The 17,834-nt window shown below is 64.7% G+C and carries 15 protein-coding genes and 1 tRNA gene; 5 read left to right on the forward strand and 11 right to left on the reverse strand.

Features of this window, described 5'->3' with window-relative positions; translation table 11 throughout:
* Positions 1 to 55 precede the first annotated feature (55 nt).
* Entirely contained in the window at positions 56 to 1,405 is a 1,350-nt protein-coding gene (locus AC1DVS_RS16310; RefSeq protein ID WP_478024746.1) for an ATP-binding protein, read from the forward strand.
* Here the strand turns inward: AC1DVS_RS16310 and AC1DVS_RS16315 are convergent, their stop codons facing one another.
* Both AC1DVS_RS16315 and AC1DVS_RS16320 read right to left on the reverse strand, forming a co-directional pair.
* Positions 1,406 to 3,454, reverse strand: a complete 2,049-nt coding sequence (locus tag AC1DVS_RS16315) for a TonB-dependent receptor plug domain-containing protein (RefSeq protein WP_478024748.1) — start codon at positions 3,452 to 3,454, stop codon at positions 1,406 to 1,408.
* A gap of 142 nt (positions 3,455 to 3,596) precedes the next feature.
* A tRNA-Arg gene (locus tag AC1DVS_RS16320) sits at positions 3,597 to 3,673 on the reverse strand.
* Between the two features lie 83 nt (positions 3,674 to 3,756).
* Here AC1DVS_RS16320 and AC1DVS_RS16325 point away from each other — a divergent pair.
* Positions 3,757 to 4,272 carry a hypothetical protein gene (locus tag AC1DVS_RS16325; RefSeq protein WP_478024750.1) on the forward strand — a complete coding sequence of 172 codons (516 nt, stop codon included), beginning with the start codon at positions 3,757 to 3,759 and terminating at the stop codon, positions 4,270 to 4,272.
* A gap of 329 nt (positions 4,273 to 4,601) precedes the next feature.
* Here AC1DVS_RS16325 and AC1DVS_RS16330 read toward each other — a convergent pair whose 3' ends face one another.
* Positions 4,602 to 5,111: a hypothetical protein gene (locus AC1DVS_RS16330; RefSeq protein ID WP_478024752.1), complete on the reverse strand. Its 510-nt coding sequence runs from the start codon at positions 5,109 to 5,111 to the stop codon at positions 4,602 to 4,604.
* 111 nt (positions 5,112 to 5,222) lie between these two features.
* On the opposite strand from AC1DVS_RS16330, the gene AC1DVS_RS16335 reads away from it, so the two are divergent.
* The gene (locus AC1DVS_RS16335) at positions 5,223 to 5,363 is read left to right on the forward strand and encodes a hypothetical protein (protein ID WP_478024754.1); all 141 of its coding nucleotides are present in this window, start codon (positions 5,223 to 5,225) and stop codon (positions 5,361 to 5,363) included.
* The gene (locus tag AC1DVS_RS16340; RefSeq protein WP_478024756.1) at positions 5,363 to 5,533 is read left to right on the forward strand and encodes a hypothetical protein; all 171 of its coding nucleotides are present in this window, start codon (positions 5,363 to 5,365) and stop codon (positions 5,531 to 5,533) included. Before AC1DVS_RS16335 ends, AC1DVS_RS16340 begins: the two co-directional genes overlap by 1 nt.
* Positions 5,534 to 5,551: 18 nt before the next feature.
* On the opposite strand, the gene AC1DVS_RS16345 is transcribed toward AC1DVS_RS16340, so the two are convergent.
* From AC1DVS_RS16345 to AC1DVS_RS16365, 5 genes are all read right to left on the reverse strand, one after another.
* Complete coding sequence (locus AC1DVS_RS16345; RefSeq protein WP_478024758.1) at positions 5,552 to 7,777, reverse strand: spermidine synthase; 2,226 nt, start codon at positions 7,775 to 7,777, stop codon at positions 5,552 to 5,554.
* Positions 7,777 to 8,310: a GNAT family N-acetyltransferase gene (locus AC1DVS_RS16350; protein ID WP_478024760.1), complete on the reverse strand. Its 534-nt coding sequence runs from the start codon at positions 8,308 to 8,310 to the stop codon at positions 7,777 to 7,779. Before AC1DVS_RS16350 ends, AC1DVS_RS16345 begins: the two co-directional genes overlap by 1 nt.
* Positions 8,307 to 9,299, reverse strand: coding sequence for a porphobilinogen synthase (hemB, locus tag AC1DVS_RS16355; RefSeq protein ID WP_478024762.1), 993 nt, complete (start codon positions 9,297 to 9,299; stop codon positions 8,307 to 8,309). Before hemB ends, AC1DVS_RS16350 begins: the two co-directional genes overlap by 4 nt.
* Before the next feature lie 233 nt (positions 9,300 to 9,532).
* On the reverse strand, positions 9,533 to 10,984 hold the full coding sequence (locus tag AC1DVS_RS16360; RefSeq protein WP_478025078.1) for an MATE family efflux transporter: 1,452 nt from the start codon (positions 10,982 to 10,984) through the stop codon (positions 9,533 to 9,535).
* 114 nt (positions 10,985 to 11,098) lie between these two features.
* On the reverse strand, positions 11,099 to 13,930 hold the full coding sequence (locus AC1DVS_RS16365) for a valine--tRNA ligase (protein ID WP_478024764.1): 2,832 nt from the start codon (positions 13,928 to 13,930) through the stop codon (positions 11,099 to 11,101).
* A gap of 161 nt (positions 13,931 to 14,091) precedes the next feature.
* On the opposite strand from AC1DVS_RS16365, the gene AC1DVS_RS16370 reads away from it, so the two are divergent.
* Positions 14,092 to 14,880, forward strand: coding sequence for a hypothetical protein (locus AC1DVS_RS16370; protein WP_478024766.1), 789 nt, complete (start codon positions 14,092 to 14,094; stop codon positions 14,878 to 14,880).
* A gap of 19 nt (positions 14,881 to 14,899) precedes the next feature.
* Here AC1DVS_RS16370 and AC1DVS_RS16375 read toward each other — a convergent pair whose 3' ends face one another.
* From AC1DVS_RS16375 to AC1DVS_RS16385, 3 genes are read right to left on the reverse strand one after another with little or no spacing between them, the layout of a single operon-like run.
* Entirely contained in the window at positions 14,900 to 15,508 is a 609-nt protein-coding gene (locus AC1DVS_RS16375) for an ATPase (RefSeq protein WP_478024768.1), read from the reverse strand.
* Positions 15,480 to 15,689, reverse strand: a complete 210-nt coding sequence (locus AC1DVS_RS16380) for a hypothetical protein (RefSeq protein WP_478024770.1) — start codon at positions 15,687 to 15,689, stop codon at positions 15,480 to 15,482. The genes AC1DVS_RS16375 and AC1DVS_RS16380 overlap by 29 nt, the downstream gene beginning before the upstream one ends.
* 52 nt (positions 15,690 to 15,741) lie before the next feature.
* Positions 15,742 to 17,814 (reverse strand): S9 family peptidase, encoded by a 2,073-nt coding sequence (locus tag AC1DVS_RS16385; protein ID WP_478024772.1) that lies wholly within the window; start codon positions 17,812 to 17,814, stop codon positions 15,742 to 15,744.
* Positions 17,815 to 17,834 lie beyond the last annotated feature (20 nt).

A 17,834-nucleotide genomic window follows, 5' to 3' on the forward strand; every position in this document is an offset into this window, starting at 1 on the left:
ATTCACGCTACCCCAAAGGCCGGCGGCGTTGCCGCCGAGACGGGGAGAATTCTAAGTGCGGTTGTTCGCCGGACTGTTCCTGCTGCTGGCGGGTCAGGCATTGCTCGCGGCTGTCCTGCCGGGAGCCGTCCTCGTCTGGAATCTCGATCGCGGTAACGAGGCCTATCTCGATGGCCAGGATCGCCAGCTCCTCACCGCCTACACCGCGCTGACCGCAACCGAGATTCGCGCCGGCGCAACCCCCGCCCAGGCGCTCCAGCAAACCGAGCAGGCGCTGAAGGACGCTCAGGCCGCGGGCGACTCCGCCCCGCCCCTGGTCGGCCGCGTCGCGCTCTACACGCCCACCGGCGCCCTGATCGCGGGCCCAGCGCCCGATCAGGAAGGAGTCCGCGCCGAGCGCCAGGTCACCGTCAACGGCGCGGTCGCCGCCATCGCCAAGATCGTCCGCGCACCAGCCTCCAACGCCGCAAGCTACGCCTTTGCCCGCGATCAGGTCGTCGGCATCGTCGCGGTGATGAGCCTCATCTTCCTCATCCTGCTCATCGCCGGCTATGTCATCGCCAGCCGCTGGACCGGCCCGCAGCTCGCCCTGTTCCGCGCCAGCCGCGCGATCGCCCAGGGCGATTACGACGCCGACGTCACCGAGACCGGCCCGTCCGAAACCCAGTCGACGATGCGCAACCTCGGCCGCATCGCCCGCTCCTTCGACCGGCTCGAAACCGCGCGCCGCACGTGGCTCGTCTCGGTCTCGGAGGAGCTCCGCAAGCCGGTCCATGCCCTCGCCGACAGGCTCGCCTGGATCAACACCAACGCCCCGCCGGCTCACCCCGAGAGCTTCGAGGAAGTGGTCGAGGGCGTCCGGCGGCTCGGCGAGATGGCCGAGGATCTCCACGCGGTCGCCCTCGCCGATCTCGGCCGCCTGCCGGTCACCTTTACAACCGTCGATCCCCGCGCGCTGATCCACAACGCCATCTGGACGAGCGGCAAGCGCGCCCAGGCCCAGCGCGTCACGCTCGAGCCCGGCAACCTGCCCCAGATGACGGTGCCGGTGAAATGGGACGGCGCCCGGATCGAACAGCTCTTCACCGCCCTGATCGAGAACAGCCTGCGCTACACGCCCGCCGGCGGCCGGATCATGCTCGGCCTCGAAGGCCATGGGAACGCGTGGCGGCTGATCATCGACGACAGCGCCCCCGGCGTGGATACCGAGCTGGCCCAGCGCCTGTTCGAGCCCTTCTACCGCAGCTCGACCGAGCCCGGGGAGTCCGTGATGACCTCAGGCCTGGGCCTCGCAACCGCCCAGGCGATCGTCGAGGCGCATCACGGCCGTATCGAGGCCGGTCCCTCGCCGATCGGTGGCTTGCGGATCATGGTGATCCTCCCCGCCGCGCCGCCGACCGCGTAGCTATCCGTTGATGCGTACCCCGATCCACAGGGTACGCGGCGTGCCGAGGTCCATCGACCCCGCCTGATTGCGGGTGATGATCGTCGCATCGAACAGGTTCTCCGCCCGCGCGACGATCGCGAAGTGCTTCCCGATCGGCATCCGTGCAACGGCATCGACCGTCCAGACATCGGGCAGCACGTCGGTCTGCTTGTCGTCCTCATATTGCTTGCCGACATAGCGCACCGTCGTCGACAACCCAGGCCCCTCTTTCGGCGCCCACGCCAAAGTCGCGCTCGCCGTATGCCGCGGACTTTGCGCCGGGATGAAGCCGTTCAGCCCCGATTGAAGACTCGAGGCACGCACATGCGAGTCACTGAACGCATAGGACCCGTCCAGCGAGAAGGCCCCATGCCGCGCCTCCGCCGTCACCTCGATGCCCTTGGCCACGATCGCATCCACATTCTGGCGCTGGCGCACATTAGTGCCAGTCGTGACATTGGCGATCGCCCCATCGAGCCGGTTGTAGAACCCCGTGACGCCGATCGACACACCCGGCAGCGGGGTAAGATCAATGCCGCCCTCGACGCCCTTGAGCTTCTCCAACCCCAGCTTCTCGTTCGCATTGGTGGTGACGGGAAAGACGACGAAGGGCCGGTACAGCTCGTTGAGCGTCGGCAGCCGAAATCCGGTATAGCCCGCCACCCGAAGCGCAATCGCCTCACTGGCATGAAACAGCGCGCCAACCCGCCCGGTGCCCTCAAAGCCATCACGATCGGCAAAATGCTGGTCCTTTCCAACCGAGCCGCTCGCCGCCACCTCGCGGATGAAGCCGTTGGTGATGGTCCACCGATCCCCACGCACGCCGCCGGTCAGCACCAGCCTGCCGATCGTCCAGTCATCCTCGACGAACGCCCCGATCGTGCTGGTATCCCCGCCCGCATTCCGCCGCGTGCTGACCGCGCCGGCCGTATAGGCATCCTCGAACAGCTCGCCGTCAGCATAGCGCGCATCGACGCCGATACGGAGAACATGGTCCCCACCCACTGGCGGGCGAACCTCGATCTTCCCACCAAGCCCCGTCGACGGCGTATTGCGCTGGTCGAGCGTCAGCTTGAAGCTGGTCGCGCTGATCACCTTGTTGGTGAAGTTGCGCGCCTGGACATAGGCAAGCGCATCGATCGCCCAGTCGCCGCGGTGGATCAGCCTGATGCTGGCGTCCTCGCCCTCCGAGCTGCTGTCGGCGCCCTGAAAGCGCAAGGTGCGGTTGTCGCGAAAGACGAGGCCCCGCGCCTGGATCTCTGTCTGGCTGTCGATGGGCGCCACCACGCGGATGCTGCCGGACCAGTCCCTGAACCTTGCCCTCGCATCGGCGCGCGTGCTCTGCGAGGCCGGCGTGGTGAAATAGCCATCGCTCCGCTCCCATTTGCCCGAAGCCGAGACGAAGCCGCTCCCCACATCGGGCGAGTAGCTCCCCGACACCACTTCCGAGTTGAAGCTGCCATAATCGGCACTGCCCGAAAACACCGGCAGATCGGCCCGCGTCGCGCTGGCAAGCTCGATCGTGCCAGCGACGGCACCTGCACCGAACGCCCCCGCCCCGCCGCCCCGGGTGATCCGCACGCCTGCCAATCGATCGGCAGCCAAAGCGTTGAACGGGATGTACCCGAAGAACGGATCAGCGATCGGCACGCCATCGAGCAGCACCAGCGCCCGGCTGGATGCATTGCCTCCAAGCGACCTGAGCGTGACACCCTGCGCCGACGGATTGGCCGATCGGCTGTCCGAACGGCGAAACTGCTGCAGCCCCGCGACATCGGCCAGCACGTCCTCGACCCGCCCCGATGCGTCGCCCGTCAACCGCTCGCGCTCGATCACCACCGATCCATAAGCCGGCGTGCCGGGCGGCAGCGGCAGGCTGCTGCCGAGCACGACAATATCCTCCGCCTGAGGCCCGTGCGCCGGTGCGGCATCCTGAGCGAAAACGGGGAACGGCGACACAAGCGCAACAAGCGGCAAACCGTAGAGTAAACGCACCGATCTGATCCCGTCCGAAAGCGAAGCGCGCATCCTATATGATTCGGAAGCGGCGTTTTGATGCCACTAGGCATTTCAGCCCACGTCGTCTCGCCCAATCGTGCGGCCTGCGAGGCCAACATCCGGCGGGGCGGTTGAGGCCCCGCCGGGGAATGGCGGACTGTCTGGAAAAAATTGGCGCACCCGGAGCGATTCGAACGCCCGACCCTCAGATTCGTAGTCTGATGCTCTATCCAGCTGAGCTACGGGTGCGCGGGAAGCGAGGCCATAGAGGCGTCTTTGCCGGGACGCAAGTGCGTTGCGCACTGCTTCTCCACCGCATAGAGCCTTGGAGCATGAAGCGCCTCACCCCCCTCGCCTGCGCCACCTTGTCCCTTGGCCTGTTCATGACCGGGTGCGCGGCGGACGATGCGGTGCATTATCCCTCGCTTCTGCCGAGACCGATCGAATCGCGCAGCGATGCCGAGCCGGTCGCACCCCCGCCGCCGGTCGCGACCCCCGATGCGCCGACTGACGCGAAACTCGCCACGCTACGAACCGCACTAGGCGAATCGGCCACCGCCTTCGCCCCCGCTGCTGATCGCGCCGAACAGGCCGCAGTGGCCGCCAAGGGACAGGCGGCGGGCAGCGAAGCCTGGATCACAGCCCAGACCGCGCTGGCCGAACTCGACGGCTACCGCGCGACAACCTCCGCGACCCTGACCGACATCGAGGAGATGGCGATCGAGCGCGCCGCCACCCTGCAGCCCGCCTATCCAGCCATCGAAGCGCTCCGCACCGTCGCCGAAGCCCAGCTCACCGCACAGTCAGCGCGCATCGCTGCGATCCAGGCGATGCTGCCGGCCGCCTGAGCACCGCGAGGCTGGCTGTTATTGAATGACGGCCAGCTATCAGCCAGCAAAACAACCAATGGCAGCCAGCCGAACAGCCAGGTAACAGCCAGCACACCGGCCGGAACAGCCAGCCGGGCATGCACATCATCGACAATGCGAAAGAGCGAAAAGCGCGAATGACGGGCGCGCCTCGACGCTCGACTCCGGCCAGTGGGCTCCTGCGCCATTATCCCGGAGGTTTGAATCAGCGCCACTCACGACAGGCGGCGAAAAAAGGTGGGCAGCGGTCGGTGACGCTCTCCAGTGGCCCGGACAAGCGCCGGCAGGCACCTTGCCTGAGGCAGTCCCTAGGACATCTCCAACCAACGCTCGAGCCTGACGATGCGGTCACCTTCGAAGAATATGTTCCATTGTTCGAAGCGAGGATAATAGCCGGCGTCGTAGTGCAGCGGGATGGGCACCATATGGACATCCTCGACACTGTTGTCGTCCGAGGCGTCCATCCAGACCGAGCGCGAGACCGCCGCACCGAAGATCGATCGCGGAGCGGGCGGACGCTTGTAGCCGAAACTGCCGTGATTGAGCCACGCAGGCTTCTCATCCGGCTTGCCGTTGAAATTGCGCAGCGACTCGAAAAACGCCGGCAGCGCATCGCGCGTGACCGGCTTGCCGTGATCGATCAACAGCGGCGGCCCATAAGCGAGAAAGCCGGGAACGTCGGCCGTATTGAACATGGCGAGGATCTTGAGAAATTCGCTACGCGCCGCCCTCTTGCCGATCGTGCGCGTGGCCGGCGCGGCCCCCGCCATGAACGGCGCGACGAGCGTCAGGGCGAACAAGGTCCGGCGATCGATCATTCCTAGGTTACCTCCTCCTGTGAGCAGGTTGCGCCATTGTCTGCGCTTGGTCGAGGGTGGTCGTTGCGCATTTGATGGTTTGCGATAGGTGCTACCCGGAAGGACCTGAGAGTGGCGAGCGCGATTATCGAGGTAATGGGCGCACTTTTTGCCGACGGGCCGGTCTCCGAAAATGCGGAAGGTCGTCGCTCACGTTGGATCGCTCTCCTGCTGATTTTGGGACCCATCCTCGTATTTGCCTGGATTGCGTGATGGCCTTCGAGGTCATCATCGGCCTGGGGCTGGCATGGTTCGCGTTCGCCATCCCCTACAACATCCGAAAAATTTGGGGCTATATGGACGGCGTCAAAACAGACGCTTCAGAGCGGGCGGTTCGCAAATCACGCGGGTTCTGGAAGAAGCGGACCAAGCTACGCGACTAGCCTAGTCTCGTTCACGCCCTAATGAAACGCCTTCACCAGCGGCAGGATGGTCGAATAATCATCGCTCCACGGCGTGAACCCCGGATAGCGCGATAACGGCTTCCAGCCCGCATCCCGCGCCTTCAGCGTCGTCAGCACCGCCGGATCGCGCGACAGTGCGACCCAGAAGGACACCGCGCGTGGCGGCTCGACCTCGGCACCGGGGAAATAGAGCAATTTGGCCGAATGCCAGCCGCCCGCCCTTGCCGCCGCGGAGACGACCGGTTCCAGATCGAGGAACTTGTTCGAGATATGCACCAGCAGCACGCCGTGTGGCGCGAGGACGCGGCCATAGGTGTTGAACGCCTCGCGCGTCATCAGATGCATCGGCACCGCGTCCGACGAGAAGGCGTCGAGCGTCAGCAGGTCGAGCGAGGCAGTCGGCTCGACCGCGAGATTGAGCCGGGCATCGCCGACCTCGATCGTCGCGCCAGGCAGGCAGTCGCTGAGGAAATGGAATTGCCCGGTGTCGCGCGCGATCCGCACCACGGCCGGGTCGATCTCGTAGAAGCGCCATATCTGGCCGGGCTTCGCGTAACAGGCGAGCGTCCCCGCCCCCAGCCCGACCACGCCAATCCGGGCATGATCGCCGTACAGCGCCGGCACTGCCTGCATTGCCTGGCCGACGCCCGATCCGGGAACATAATAGGCGGTCGTCGTGCGCTCGCGTGCCGCGCTGCCGAGCAGTTCGGTGCCGTGAACTGTGGTGCCATGCTTCAGCTGCCGGATCGAGGGATCGCCGAGCACGGTATAGACCCCGAAATAGCTGCGCGTCCGCGCGCCCGGCTCCATCGAGAGCAGCAGCGATCGATAGCCACCGAACGCCACCAGAGCGCCTGCCAGCACCACCAGAAAGGCACCCCGCGCGCCAACTACGCCCAGGCCAATCACAACAACAATCAGGAAGACCACGCCCTGCAATGGGCTTGCGCTGTCGACGCTCGCGCCGGGCACATTGAGGACCGCCAGCACCAATAAAGCCATCAGGAAGGCGACGCCAAGAGTCGCAATCCGGCGACGCTGCGCATCATGCGCCCATAGCTGCGAAACCCGCTCGGCGAGGAAATTCTGAGGCACCAGCGCGCCCGCCGCGAGGATCAGGATCGGGAACTCCCAGGTCCAGTCGAACACCAAAGGCGCGATCAAAGCCGCAAATATGCCGCCGAGGACGCCCCCTACCGACATCGCGAGATAGAAGCCGGTGAGCCGGTCAGGCTCTGGCCGCAGCCGGTACATCGCTGTGTGGAGCGCGACCGAGGCCATGAACAACAGCAGCAACGCAAGCCCGGCGTTGAGATAGGGCCTGCCCTGATTGCCGCCGACGAGCACGCCGCCGACCAGCAGGATGACGACCGGCGCGATCCGCGTCAGCAGATCGGCAGGCGCCCGGTTCGCCGCGAAGGCGATGGTGAAGCTCAGCAGATAAAGGCCGAGCGGCAACACCCACAGCAGCGGCATCGCGACGACATCAGTGGTGATATAGGTCGAGGTCGCAAGCATCAGGCCCGAGGGAACGAAGGCGAGCAGTATCCAGAGCGCGACACGCCGGCCCCTCGGCGGCGGACTCGCGGCAATCGGCCCCTCGACGACCGCCATCTTCATCTTCGGCAACATCATCGAGCAGACCGCGACGAGCAGTGCCACGATGATATAGCCGAAGGTCCACAACCGGCTCTGTCCGTTCAGCGCGAGGCCGGGTTCGACCAGCAACGGATAGGCGATCAGCCCGGCAAAGCTGCCGAAATTGGACGCGGCATAGAGCGCATAAGGGTCCTGCCCCTTGCTCGCCACGCTGAACCAGCGTTGCAGCAGCGGCGCCTGTGCCGAGATCGCGAAAAACAAGGGCCCGATTGAGGCGCCGAGCAACCAGGGCACCCAGATCGCGGGCTGTGCATTCACCGGCAATTGAGTCGCCATCAGCCCGATCGGCAGCCAGAAGGCAGCGACGATAAGCACGGCGAGGTGGATCGCCGCCTGAAGCCGCACCGTCACCCGGCCAAGCAGATGCGCATAGGCGTAACCGCCAAGCAGCAGCGCCTGATAGACCAGCATCGCCGAGTTCCACACGGCCGGCGCGCCGCCGAGCCTGGGCAGCGCCATCCGCGCGACCATCGGCTGGACGAGGAACAGCAGGAACGATCCGGCAAGGATCGTCACCACGAACAGCAATCGCCCGAACCGCGCGGGCACCGCGATGCGCGCCATCAGGCGGGCCGGGCGATGCGATACAGGATATGGCGCCTCAACGGGCTGCCCTCGGCCACCAGCGGATGATCGAACTCGCCCCCCACGTCACGCTTCATCCCGATCCGCTCCATCAATCCCCAACTCGCAGCATTAGCTTGCACGGTAATTGCTACTATTTCGCGAGCATCGGTATTGGCCCAGGCCCAGTCGAGGCTCGCCTGCGCGGCTTCGCGGGCATAGCCCTGCCCCCAATGGTCGCGCCCGAGCCGCCAGCCGATCTCGACCATATTCTCGATCGGCGTGTCGGGCGCGCCGCCCTTCAGGCCACATATGCCGAGCACGGCACCGTCCTCACGGCGCTCGATCACCCAGAAAGTATAGCCGAGTGTCTCCTGCCAGTTCGCCAACCGCCCAAGCATCGCCTCGAACGCGGCATCGTCCTCGACCGGGAGCAGATAGCGCATGACTTCAGGGTCGTTGCACTGCGCACGCAAGGTCGCGCGGTCGCGATCCTCCCACTGACGCAGGATCAGGCGCTCGGTCTCGATCACGCGTTCAGCAGCCTTGCAGCATGCGCCGCATGATAGGTGAGGACGCCGGAGCAGCCCGCGCGCTTGAAGGCCATCAGCGTCTCGAGCACGACCGCGTCGCGCTCCGCCGCGCCGGCGGCAACGGCTGCCTCGATCATCGCATATTCGCCGGACACCTGGTACGCGAACACCGGCACCTGAAACTCGCTCTTCACCCTGAGGATGATGTCGAGATAGGGCAGCCCCGGCTTGACCATCACGCTGTCGGCGCCCTCGGCGAGATCGAGCGCAACCTCGCGCAGCGCCTCCTCGGCATTGGCCGAATCCATCTGATAGGTCTTCTTGTCGCCCTTGAGCAGCCCGCGCGACCCAACCGCATCGCGGAACGGACCGTAGAAGCCGCTCGCATATTTGGCGGCATAGGACATGATCTGGACGTTGACGTGAGCCTCGGCCTCGAGCGCCTCGCGGATCAGCCCGACCCGGCCGTCCATCATGTCGCTCGGCGCGATGATGTCGGCGCCGGCCGCAGCCTGGTTGAGCGCCTGGCCGACCAGTACCTCGGCGGTCCGGTCGTTCAGGACATAGCCGCCCTCGTCGAGCAGCCCGTCATGGCCATGCGCGGTATAGGGATCGAGCGCGACATCAGTCAGCACGCCGACCTCCGGCACCGCGTCCTTGAGCGCGCGGATGGCCCGGCACATCAGATTGTCCGGATTGAGCGCCTCGCCGCCATCGTCAGTCCGCAGATGCGGCGGCGTGTTGGGGAACAGCGCGACGCAGGGAATGCCCAGCCCGCGCGCTTCCTTAGCACGCGAGACGATCCCGTCGACCGACCAGCGCGACACGCCTGGCAGGCTGGCGATCGGATCCTCCACGCCCTCCCCTTCAGTGATGAACAGCGGCCAGATCAGATCGGCGGGCGTGAGCACGGTCTCGGCGTGCATGCGCCGGCTCCACGCGGAGGCGCGGGTACGACGAAGGCGAAGGGCTGGATAGGCGGCGGACATGCGTGGCTTTTGACCCCTCCCGCCCCTACGCGCAAGCCTGAGGCGTGGCGGGCGCCGTCCAAGCCAGCGAGCCCGATAGGCCAGGACGCCCCGCGGTTGAATCGCGGGAACGCCGATCAGATCATTGTTGGAAATGTCATGCGGGTGCTGACAGTTTCAGCCCCGGCCCCGAGAGGGTCATTCGACCCAGACCCCATACATTAAATCGTTAATTATCAACGATTTATATCGCATCAGCCGGTCGGGTGCAGCCTTCCAGCGGGTTCGCCGGTGGTATGGGCATGCTCTCCGGCCTCTTCGGGGTCGGGCGGCACGACCAGTGACTGCGCACGCCAGCGGCCGCTGCGGAAGTACAGGATCGCAAGCGAGAGCGACACGACTGACCCGAGCGGGAAGGAATACCACAGGGCGTCCTGGCCGAAGAACCGCGGGCCGAGGAGCGCGAACCCAATGCGCACCGGATAGAAAGCGATCGCCAGAATGATCAGCGGCGCGATCGTCGCGCCATTGGCGCGTACGGTCGAGAACAGCACCATGGTCGCGCCGAACATCAGGAAGGTCCAGCTGGCGATGAGCTGGATATGCCGCGCAATCGGAATCGCCGGGCTGGCACTCCCCACGAACAATGCCATCACCTGCCGGTCGAACAGGATGATCGCGACGATCACGACGAGCGTGATGACGGTATTGAACAGAATCCCGGCGCGCGTGATGGCATTCACCCGATCCCATTTGCCGGCGCCGATATTCTGCGCCGCCATGCTGCTGACCGCGACGCCGATCGCCATCGCCGGCATCTGGATATAGGTCCAGAGCTGCTGCGACACGGCATAGGCAGCAGCCGTATCGACGCCGAGCCGGTTGACCAGCCCGACCATCGTCAGCCCGGCGGTCGACATCACCAGCATCTGGGCGCCCATCGGCAGGCCCTTGGCGACGATCGTCTTCACCAGCGCCATCTCGGGGATCATGTAGCGCAGCTCATGGCCGCGCAGCCGGATCGGCAGATCCCGCCAATAGACATAGACGAGCAAGCCGGCCGAAGAGACGAACCCGGCCAACAGGGTCGCGGTCGCCGAGCCGGCGATCCCCATGCGCGGGAACGGCCCGATGCCTTGGATGAGGAGCGGGTTGAAGCTGCTGTCGATCAGCACGCTGAGCAGCATGAACCACAAGGGCGTCAGCGAATCACCGGTGCCGCGAAGACTCATCTGGATCAGCACGCCGAGCATCGAGAAGGGCAGGCCGAGAAAGATCACGCGCAGATAGTCGCGCGCCATATTCTGCGCCTCGCCGGGCGTGGCGAGCAGGCGGAGTATCTGCGGCGTGAACAGCCAGCCGAGAATCGAGATCACCACCGCACCACCGATCACCAGCCCGATCGTCGACCCAAAGGCGCGCCGCGCTGCATTGATGTCGCGACGCCCGACCGACTGGCCGATGATGACGGTGGCCGCCATGCCGAAGCCGAACACCGCCGAGAACATCAGGAACATGATGATATTGGCGTTCGACGTCGCCGCGAGCGCGCTTTCACCGAGGAAGCGCCCGACCCAGATCGAGTTGATCGAGCCGTTGAGCGACTGGAGAATGTTCGAGCCGAGCGTCGGAAGCGCGAAGGCAAGCAGGGTCGATGTGATCGGCCCTGTGGTGAGGTCGCGCTGGCCTGGCCGGGCTGATTTCATTTCCGTCATGCCGGATTCATTCCGGCATCCACCGGCCCGCAAAGGCGCCGGTCGCCCGCATGCGGAACAGTGGACCCCGGAACAAGTCCGGGGTGACGAAATGCTGGTGATGGCTCAACCCAGCCGCCCCAGCGCCGCGCTCAGTCGCTCAGCCTCAGCGGCCTTGTCGGCATGGTCAGCCCGCGCCTTCTCCACCGCTTCGGGCTTGGCCCGCTCGATAAAGCTGGCATTGCCGAGCCTGCCGGCGAGCGAATCCCGCTCCTTCTCCGCCGCCGCGATTGCCTTGGACAGGCGCGCTCGCTCGGCATCGAGGTCGATCACACCTTCGAGCGGCAGGACGAAGGTCGCCTCGTCGATCACGACCTGGACCGCACCACCTGCGGGCGCTTCGCCCTCGCTACGGTCGATCCGCGCCAGCCGCGCGAGTGCCGGCCCCTGCCGGGTCAGGCGCTCAAGTGTCGTCGCGTCGGCGTCGCGCACGAGGAACGGCATCCGCACGCCGGGCGACACGTTCAGCTCGTTCCGCGCCGCTCGCACTTCGCTGACCAGCCGGATCAGCCAGTCGATCTCCTTGCTCGCCTCGGGATCGATCGCGCGCGCATCGGCCACCGGCCATTTCGAGACGATCAGCTCATTCTCGCGCGGCCCCATCTTCGACCACAGCTCTTCGGTGATGAAGGGCATGAACGGGTGGAGCAGTACCAGGATCTGGTCGAGCACCCAGCCGGCGACCTTGCGCGTCTCTTCTGCTTCCTTAAGCCCCTCCCCTTCAGGGGAGGGGTTGGGGGTGGGGGACTCTGCCTCACCCGCGACGTTGCTTGAGGCACTGCCCCACCCCAACCCAGTGGCGTCCGCCGATGGGGTCGGGATTGCCCCCGGCAATCCCTCAATCATGCCGGGGGCATGATTGACCCCATCGGCGGGCGCCACTCCTGAAGGGGAGGGGCTTTTAGACAAGACCGGCTTGATCAGCTCGAGATACCAGTCGCAGAACCGGCTCCAGACGAACTGGTAGATCGCGTTCGCAGCGCCATCGAAGCGATAGTCCGCCAGTGCGAGATCGACTGCCTGCACCGTCTGGATCGTCTCGGCGATGATCCAGCGGTTGACCGCGAGGCTCGCCTCGGGCGCCTCGAGCGCAGTGCTCGCGCCGATCCCGTTCGACTGACAGAAGCGCGCCGCGTTCCAGAGCTTGGTCGCGAAGTTGCGGTAACCCTTAACCCGCTCCTCATCCATCTTGATGTCACGGCCCTGGCTTTCCATTGCCGCCATGAAGAAGCGCAGCGCGTCGGCGCCATACTCGTCGATCAGCCCGAGCGGATCGACCGTGTTGCCCTTGGACTTGGACATCTTCGCGCCGTCCGCCGCGCGGACCAGCCCATGCAGATAGAGCGTGCGGAACGGCACATCCTTCATGAGGTGAATGCCCTGCATCATCATGCGGGCGTCCCAGAAGAACAGGATGTCGAAGCCCGAGACGAGCACATCATTGGGGTAGCGGCCGTGAAGCGTTGGACCACCCTCGTCGGGCCAACCCATCGTCGCGAACGGCCAGAGCGCCGAGGAAAACCACGTATCCAGCACGTCATTATCCTGACGCAGTGCAACGCCCTCGCCCGCCTGCGCCTGCGCACCAGCCTCGTCCATCGCGACGAAGATCCGTCCGTCCTCAGCGAACCAAGCCGGAATCCGGTGCCCCCACCACAGCTGCCGCGACACGCACCAGGGCTGGATATTCTCCATCCAGTTGAAGAAGGTCTTCTCCCAGGTCTTGGGCACGATCTTGATGGCACCTGACTTCACCGCCTCGATCGCCGGCTTCGCCAAAGTCGCCGCGTCGACATACCATTGGTCGGTCAGCCACGGCTCGATCACCACGCCTGAGCGATCGCCAAAAGGCGTCTGGATCACGCGATCCTCAACGCGTTCCAGCAGTCCCGCCTCATCGAGCAGCGCCACCACGCGCTTGCGCGCGTCGGCGGTGGTGAGCCCGATCAGATCCGCCGGGATCAGCCCGTCCGAGGTCTGGACGACCTGCGCCTTGGCATCGAGCATGTTGAGCATCTCGCCAGCGGCGAAGCCCGCGCGCTTGCCCACCTCGAAATCGTTGAAATCATGCCCCGGCGTGATCTTCACCGCGCCCGAGCCGAGCTCGGGATCGGCATGCTCGTCGGCGACGATCGGGATGAGGCGCCCAGTGATCGGAAGCTTCACATGTTTGCCGATCAGCGCGGTATAGCGCTCGTCGGTCGGGTTCACCGCGACCGCCATATCGGCGAGCATCGTCTCCGGCCGCGTCGTCGCGACCGAGATGAAACCGGACCCATCCTCGAGCGGATAGCGAAGATGCCAGAACTGCCCGTTGATCTCGCGCGTCTCGACCTCGAGATCGGAGATCGCGGTGCCAAGGCCCGGATCCCAGTTCACCAGGCGCTTGTCGCGGTAGATCAGGCCCTCATTGTACAGATCGACGAACACCTTCAGCACTGCCTTGCTGAAGCCCTCGTCCATCGTGAAGCGCTCGTTCGCCCAGTCCATCGAACAGCCGAGCCGGCGCAGCTGCTGGGTGATGATCCCGCCGCTCTCGGCCTTCCACTCCCACACCTTGGCGACGAATTCCTCGCGGGTGAAATCAGTGCGCTTCTGCTGATGCAGCGCCATGTTGCGCTCCACCACCATCTGCGTCGCGATGCCGGCATGATCGGTGCCGACCACCCAGAGCGCATCCTTGCCCTTCAGCCGTGCATGGCGGGCGAGGATATCCTGCAGCGTATTGTCCAGCGCATGGCCGATATGGAGGTTGCCCGTCACATTGGGCGGCGGGTTGACCATCGTCCACGGCTCCGCGCCCGGGCGTTCGGGGTGGAACAGGCCGTGCGATTCCCAATGGGCGTACCAGCGGGATTCGAGTTCGGCGGGGTCGAAGGTTTTCGGGAGCTCGGTCATGGTGCCGGGGCTTTAGCCTTGGACGGCCCTGAAACGCCACCCTGTGATTTAAACGCCAGTCGACTTCCCGCAGGCGGTGGGTACATTGAACGTCACAAGCGAGTGTGCGGCAGGCGCCAAAGACCGACTCACAGCTTGAACGATCTGGGGAGGGACGCGCGATGAATCGCTTTTCCTGTGCTGCGCTGCTCGCCGTTCTGCTCGGGGCATGTTCGGGCGGAAATTCCGGGAGCGACAATGCGACTCCGCCCGTGTCGATGGCGCCGGGGTCCTCAATCGAAAAGGCGCCCGCAGCAACCATCGGCATGACGGTTTCCGGTGAGACCCTGCAAGAAGGCCAAAGCAATTTCTATCGCTTCGACAACCCCGCAAAACTGCGCGATCTGATAACCGTGCGGCTGGAGAATAAATCGGCGACGCTCCGTCCCGAGATCAAGATCTACAACGCCCACCGCGCGGAGCTACTGAACATTTATAACGGCACCCCCGGCGCCAGTATCGACCAGGGGATCAGCCTCGATCCCGGCCAGGCCATCTATGTCGCGATAGGCCCATCCGACTCAGCCGGCGCCTATCAACTCTCCGTGCTCGGCCAAAAGGCTTATGACGCGAACGAGCCCAATGACGATCAGCTGACCCCGACACCGCTCAATTGGGGCGTCCCGATCGACGGCGACATCATGGACGCCAAGGATACCGACTGGTTCCGTCTCAGGGGCGCGAGGGGCGGCACGGTGCAGGTGGTGCTCGAAAACCAGTCCGCCACGCTAGTGCCTCATATCAAGATCTACTCGGCGACCAAATCGCAGCTCTCGGAGAAATATGACAGCACTGGGCGCACCATCCCTGATATCATGCTCGACGTGGAACCCGGCAAGGATCTCTATGTCCAGATCGTACCGAACGGCAGCATCGGCCGCTATCGCCTGATGGTCCGGGCTTTGGGTTAGACCTTGCCATCAGCGGCGGTTAAAACCCTAACGCAGCACTGAGATCCGGGGCAAAAACAGCCCAACGAAACAACCGACCATCGATCTTCTCAGCGATCATTTCCGGTTCCCCCGTGGAGTTATCAAAAATATAGCATTCATCGACGCGCTCGCTGAACCATCGCAACTCGGCGAACGACCGCCGTCGCCGATCGACGATCTTGTCCACTGGAACGTCATGTCCGCCTTCCGACACCCTTATCCTGACTCGTTCGATCTGCAGCTCGGCTGACCGCAGCAGCACATAGATCATCTTCACGCGAAACCCTCGCGACTGGGCTTTCAGTACCAGATCACGATACTTCGGCGACGAAAGGACAGTCTCGACGCCGATCGTTTGATAGGTTTCGATCGAGGCTTCGAGCCATCGCTGGATGCGTTGCACGGCAGCCAGGTTTGCCTGATTGATCGCCAAGCGCTCTTGTTCGACGATCTGCTGGGTCAGGAGGTCCGGATTGATAATCCAGACCGAGCCGCCCCACCCCTCAATGTCAGTGCGATTGTAGAAGGAACTCTTGCCACTGCCGTTCGGCCCGGCAACGATCCAAAGAACAGGCCGATCAGGCTTCCGGGGAGTTTTGAGCGGCACGGTGCCGGTCTCTCCGCTCGTCCCTGATCCGCCGCACGTTGGAGCGGAAGGCAGCCAGCAAATCCGAGCCTAGAGTAGGGCTCTCTGCCTGCACGACCTTCATCTGGATGACCGATCCGTCCGGCGCGGTTACCCGTTTCGTCGGAAGGTCGCTGGGACGGGTTTTCCTGATGTCGGTCATCGTGAACTCCTCACCCTACAATCTATGTACGGGAAGCAATCAAGGAAAGCCCTCATTGGGCTTTCCCGGTCCATTTCCCCAGCCAGCCGAGCACCTCGCCATACCATTGGCGGCTCTCCTTCGGCTTCAGCACCCAGTGGCTGCCGCCGGGGAACACCACCAGCCGCGAGGGGATGTCGCGCCGCTGCAGCGCCGTGAAAGCCGCCACGCCCTGGGTATAGGGAATCCGGTAATCGCCCTCGCTGGTGATGACGAGCTGCGGCGTCTGCCACTTCGTCACGAAATTGACCGGGTTCCATTTCTCGAACTCGGCCGGCGCCTCATAATAAGGGTGGCCGCCATGCTCCCATTCGTCGAACCACAGCTCCTCGGTCTCATAGGCCATCGCGCGCGCATCGAAGACGCCGTCATGCTGGACGATGCATTTGAACCGGTCCGGCCAATTGCCCTCGATCCAGTTCATCATATAGCCGCCATAGGAGGCGCCGAGCGCGCAGGCATTGTCGGCATCGAGCCAGCCGAACTTGCTCGTAGCCGCCTTCAGTCCCTTTTGCAGATCCTCGAGCGGCCATCCGCCCCAATTGCTGCGGATCGCGTCGCTGAAGCCCTGGCCGTAACCGGTCGAGCCATGGAAATCGACCGCGACCAGGCCGTAACCGGCGCCGGCGAACACCGCCGGGTTCCAGCGATACGACCAGCTGTTGTTGCTTGAGCCCTGCGGCCCGCCATGGACCATGAACGCGATCGGCGCCTTGGCCCCCGCGGCAAGCCCGGCAGGCTTCACCGCATAGCCCCACACGGTGTCGTTGTTCGCGCCGGCAAAGCTGAACCGGGTCACCTCAGGCATGTCGATGCCGGCGAGCTTGTCGGCATTGACCGAGGTCAGCCGCACCGTCTTCTTGCCCGAGAGCATATAGAAATCATCAGGCGCGGTCAGGCTGTTCATCGAGAAGACCAGGCCCTTCGCGGTCGGCACCACCGCGGTGACATTGCCCGCCAGGGTCAGCCGGGTGATCTTGCCGCTGGCGGCATCGATCGACCAGATCGGGTTCTCCTGCGTGTCTTCAGCGGTGACGATGATGGCCTTGCTGTCGGGTGACCAGGCGATCGAGCCGACCGAGCGATCCCAGCTCTCGGTCAGCGCGCGGACGTTGCCGCTGGCGAGATCGCGGACCATCAGTACCTGCCGATCAGCCTCATAGCCCGGCCGCTTCATGGCGAACCAGGCAAGCGACTTGCCGTCAGGCGACGCCGTCGGGAGATTGTCCATGCCGTCATTGGCGTCGGTCAGGTTGACCGGCGCGGACGACCCATCAGCCGGTGCCGCCCAGATATCGAGATTCACCGAGAGCGGCTCCATCGGCAGATCCGATTTCACCCCCGGCACCGGCGACTGGCGCAGCGCGAAATAGACCGTCTTGCCGTCCGGGCTCCACGATATCTCCTCGCCCCCACCCATTGGCTTGGACGGGGAATCGCCGACCAGCCCATGCTCGATCGCGACGCCATTGCCTGGCGCACTGTCGGCGGTCAGCGGCAGGACGAATATCTGCGAGCGCGTATAATCATACCAGCTCGCCCAGTGGCGGATGAACATCTGATCGTACGCGCGGCCATTGCCCGCGTTCGGGTCCTTCTTCGCCATCGGCGGCTCGAGGCTCGGCGCTCCGACCGTGCGATCGGCAAAGACGAGCAGCTTGTCCCCGGTCGGGGCGACCTTGAAACCGCCCATGCCGCCCTTGAAGCTGGTCAGCTGCTTCGCCGCCCCGCCCGCGATCGGCACTGACCAGACTTCGTCGTCACCGCCTTTGTCCGACTGGAAATAGACCGCCCTGCCATCAGCGGAGAATTGCGGCGCGGTTTCGTTGACATCGGCTTCGGCGACCAGCTTTTCAGGCGTAGCGCCCTTTTTGGTCAGATCGAGCTTCCACAGATCGAAGCGACCGCCATCGATCGAAAGATCGGTCTCGCGCTGCTGCCAGACGAGCCAGTGGCCGTCCTTCGAGACATCAGGCGCGCCGACGCGCGCGAGCATCGTCACGTCGTCGATAGTGAGTTGGCGGGCGCCGGCAGGAGCAGCGGCGGCGACAAGCGCGAGCATGCTCGCGGAGAGGAGTATTTTCATGCGCCCGATCTGGCAGATGC

Source organism: Sphingomonas sp. P3_C5 (genome assembly GCF_056402635.1).

Coding starts and splice junctions, on each gene's coding strand:
- AC1DVS_RS16315 (WP_478024748.1), bottom strand. CDS start 3,454: ATGCGCGCTTCGCTTTCGGACGGGATCAGATCGGTGCGTTTACTCTAC.
- AC1DVS_RS16325 (WP_478024750.1), top strand. CDS start 3,757: ATGAAGCGCCTCACCCCCCTCGCCTGCGCCACCTTGTCCCTTGGCCTG.
- AC1DVS_RS16330 (WP_478024752.1), bottom strand. CDS start 5,111: ATGATCGATCGCCGGACCTTGTTCGCCCTGACGCTCGTCGCGCCGTTC.
- AC1DVS_RS16340 (WP_478024756.1), top strand. CDS start 5,363: ATGGCCTTCGAGGTCATCATCGGCCTGGGGCTGGCATGGTTCGCGTTC.
- AC1DVS_RS16345 (WP_478024758.1), bottom strand. CDS start 7,777: ATGGCGCGCATCGCGGTGCCCGCGCGGTTCGGGCGATTGCTGTTCGTG.
- hemB (WP_478024762.1), bottom strand. CDS start 9,299: ATGTCCGCCGCCTATCCAGCCCTTCGCCTTCGTCGTACCCGCGCCTCC.
- AC1DVS_RS16360 (WP_478025078.1), bottom strand. CDS start 10,984: ATGAAATCAGCCCGGCCAGGCCAGCGCGACCTCACCACAGGGCCGATC.
- AC1DVS_RS16365 (WP_478024764.1), bottom strand. CDS start 13,930: ATGACCGAGCTCCCGAAAACCTTCGACCCCGCCGAACTCGAATCCCGC.
- AC1DVS_RS16370 (WP_478024766.1), top strand. CDS start 14,092: ATGAATCGCTTTTCCTGTGCTGCGCTGCTCGCCGTTCTGCTCGGGGCA.
- AC1DVS_RS16380 (WP_478024770.1), bottom strand. CDS start 15,689: ATGACCGACATCAGGAAAACCCGTCCCAGCGACCTTCCGACGAAACGG.
- AC1DVS_RS16385 (WP_478024772.1), bottom strand. CDS start 17,814: ATGAAAATACTCCTCTCCGCGAGCATGCTCGCGCTTGTCGCCGCCGCT.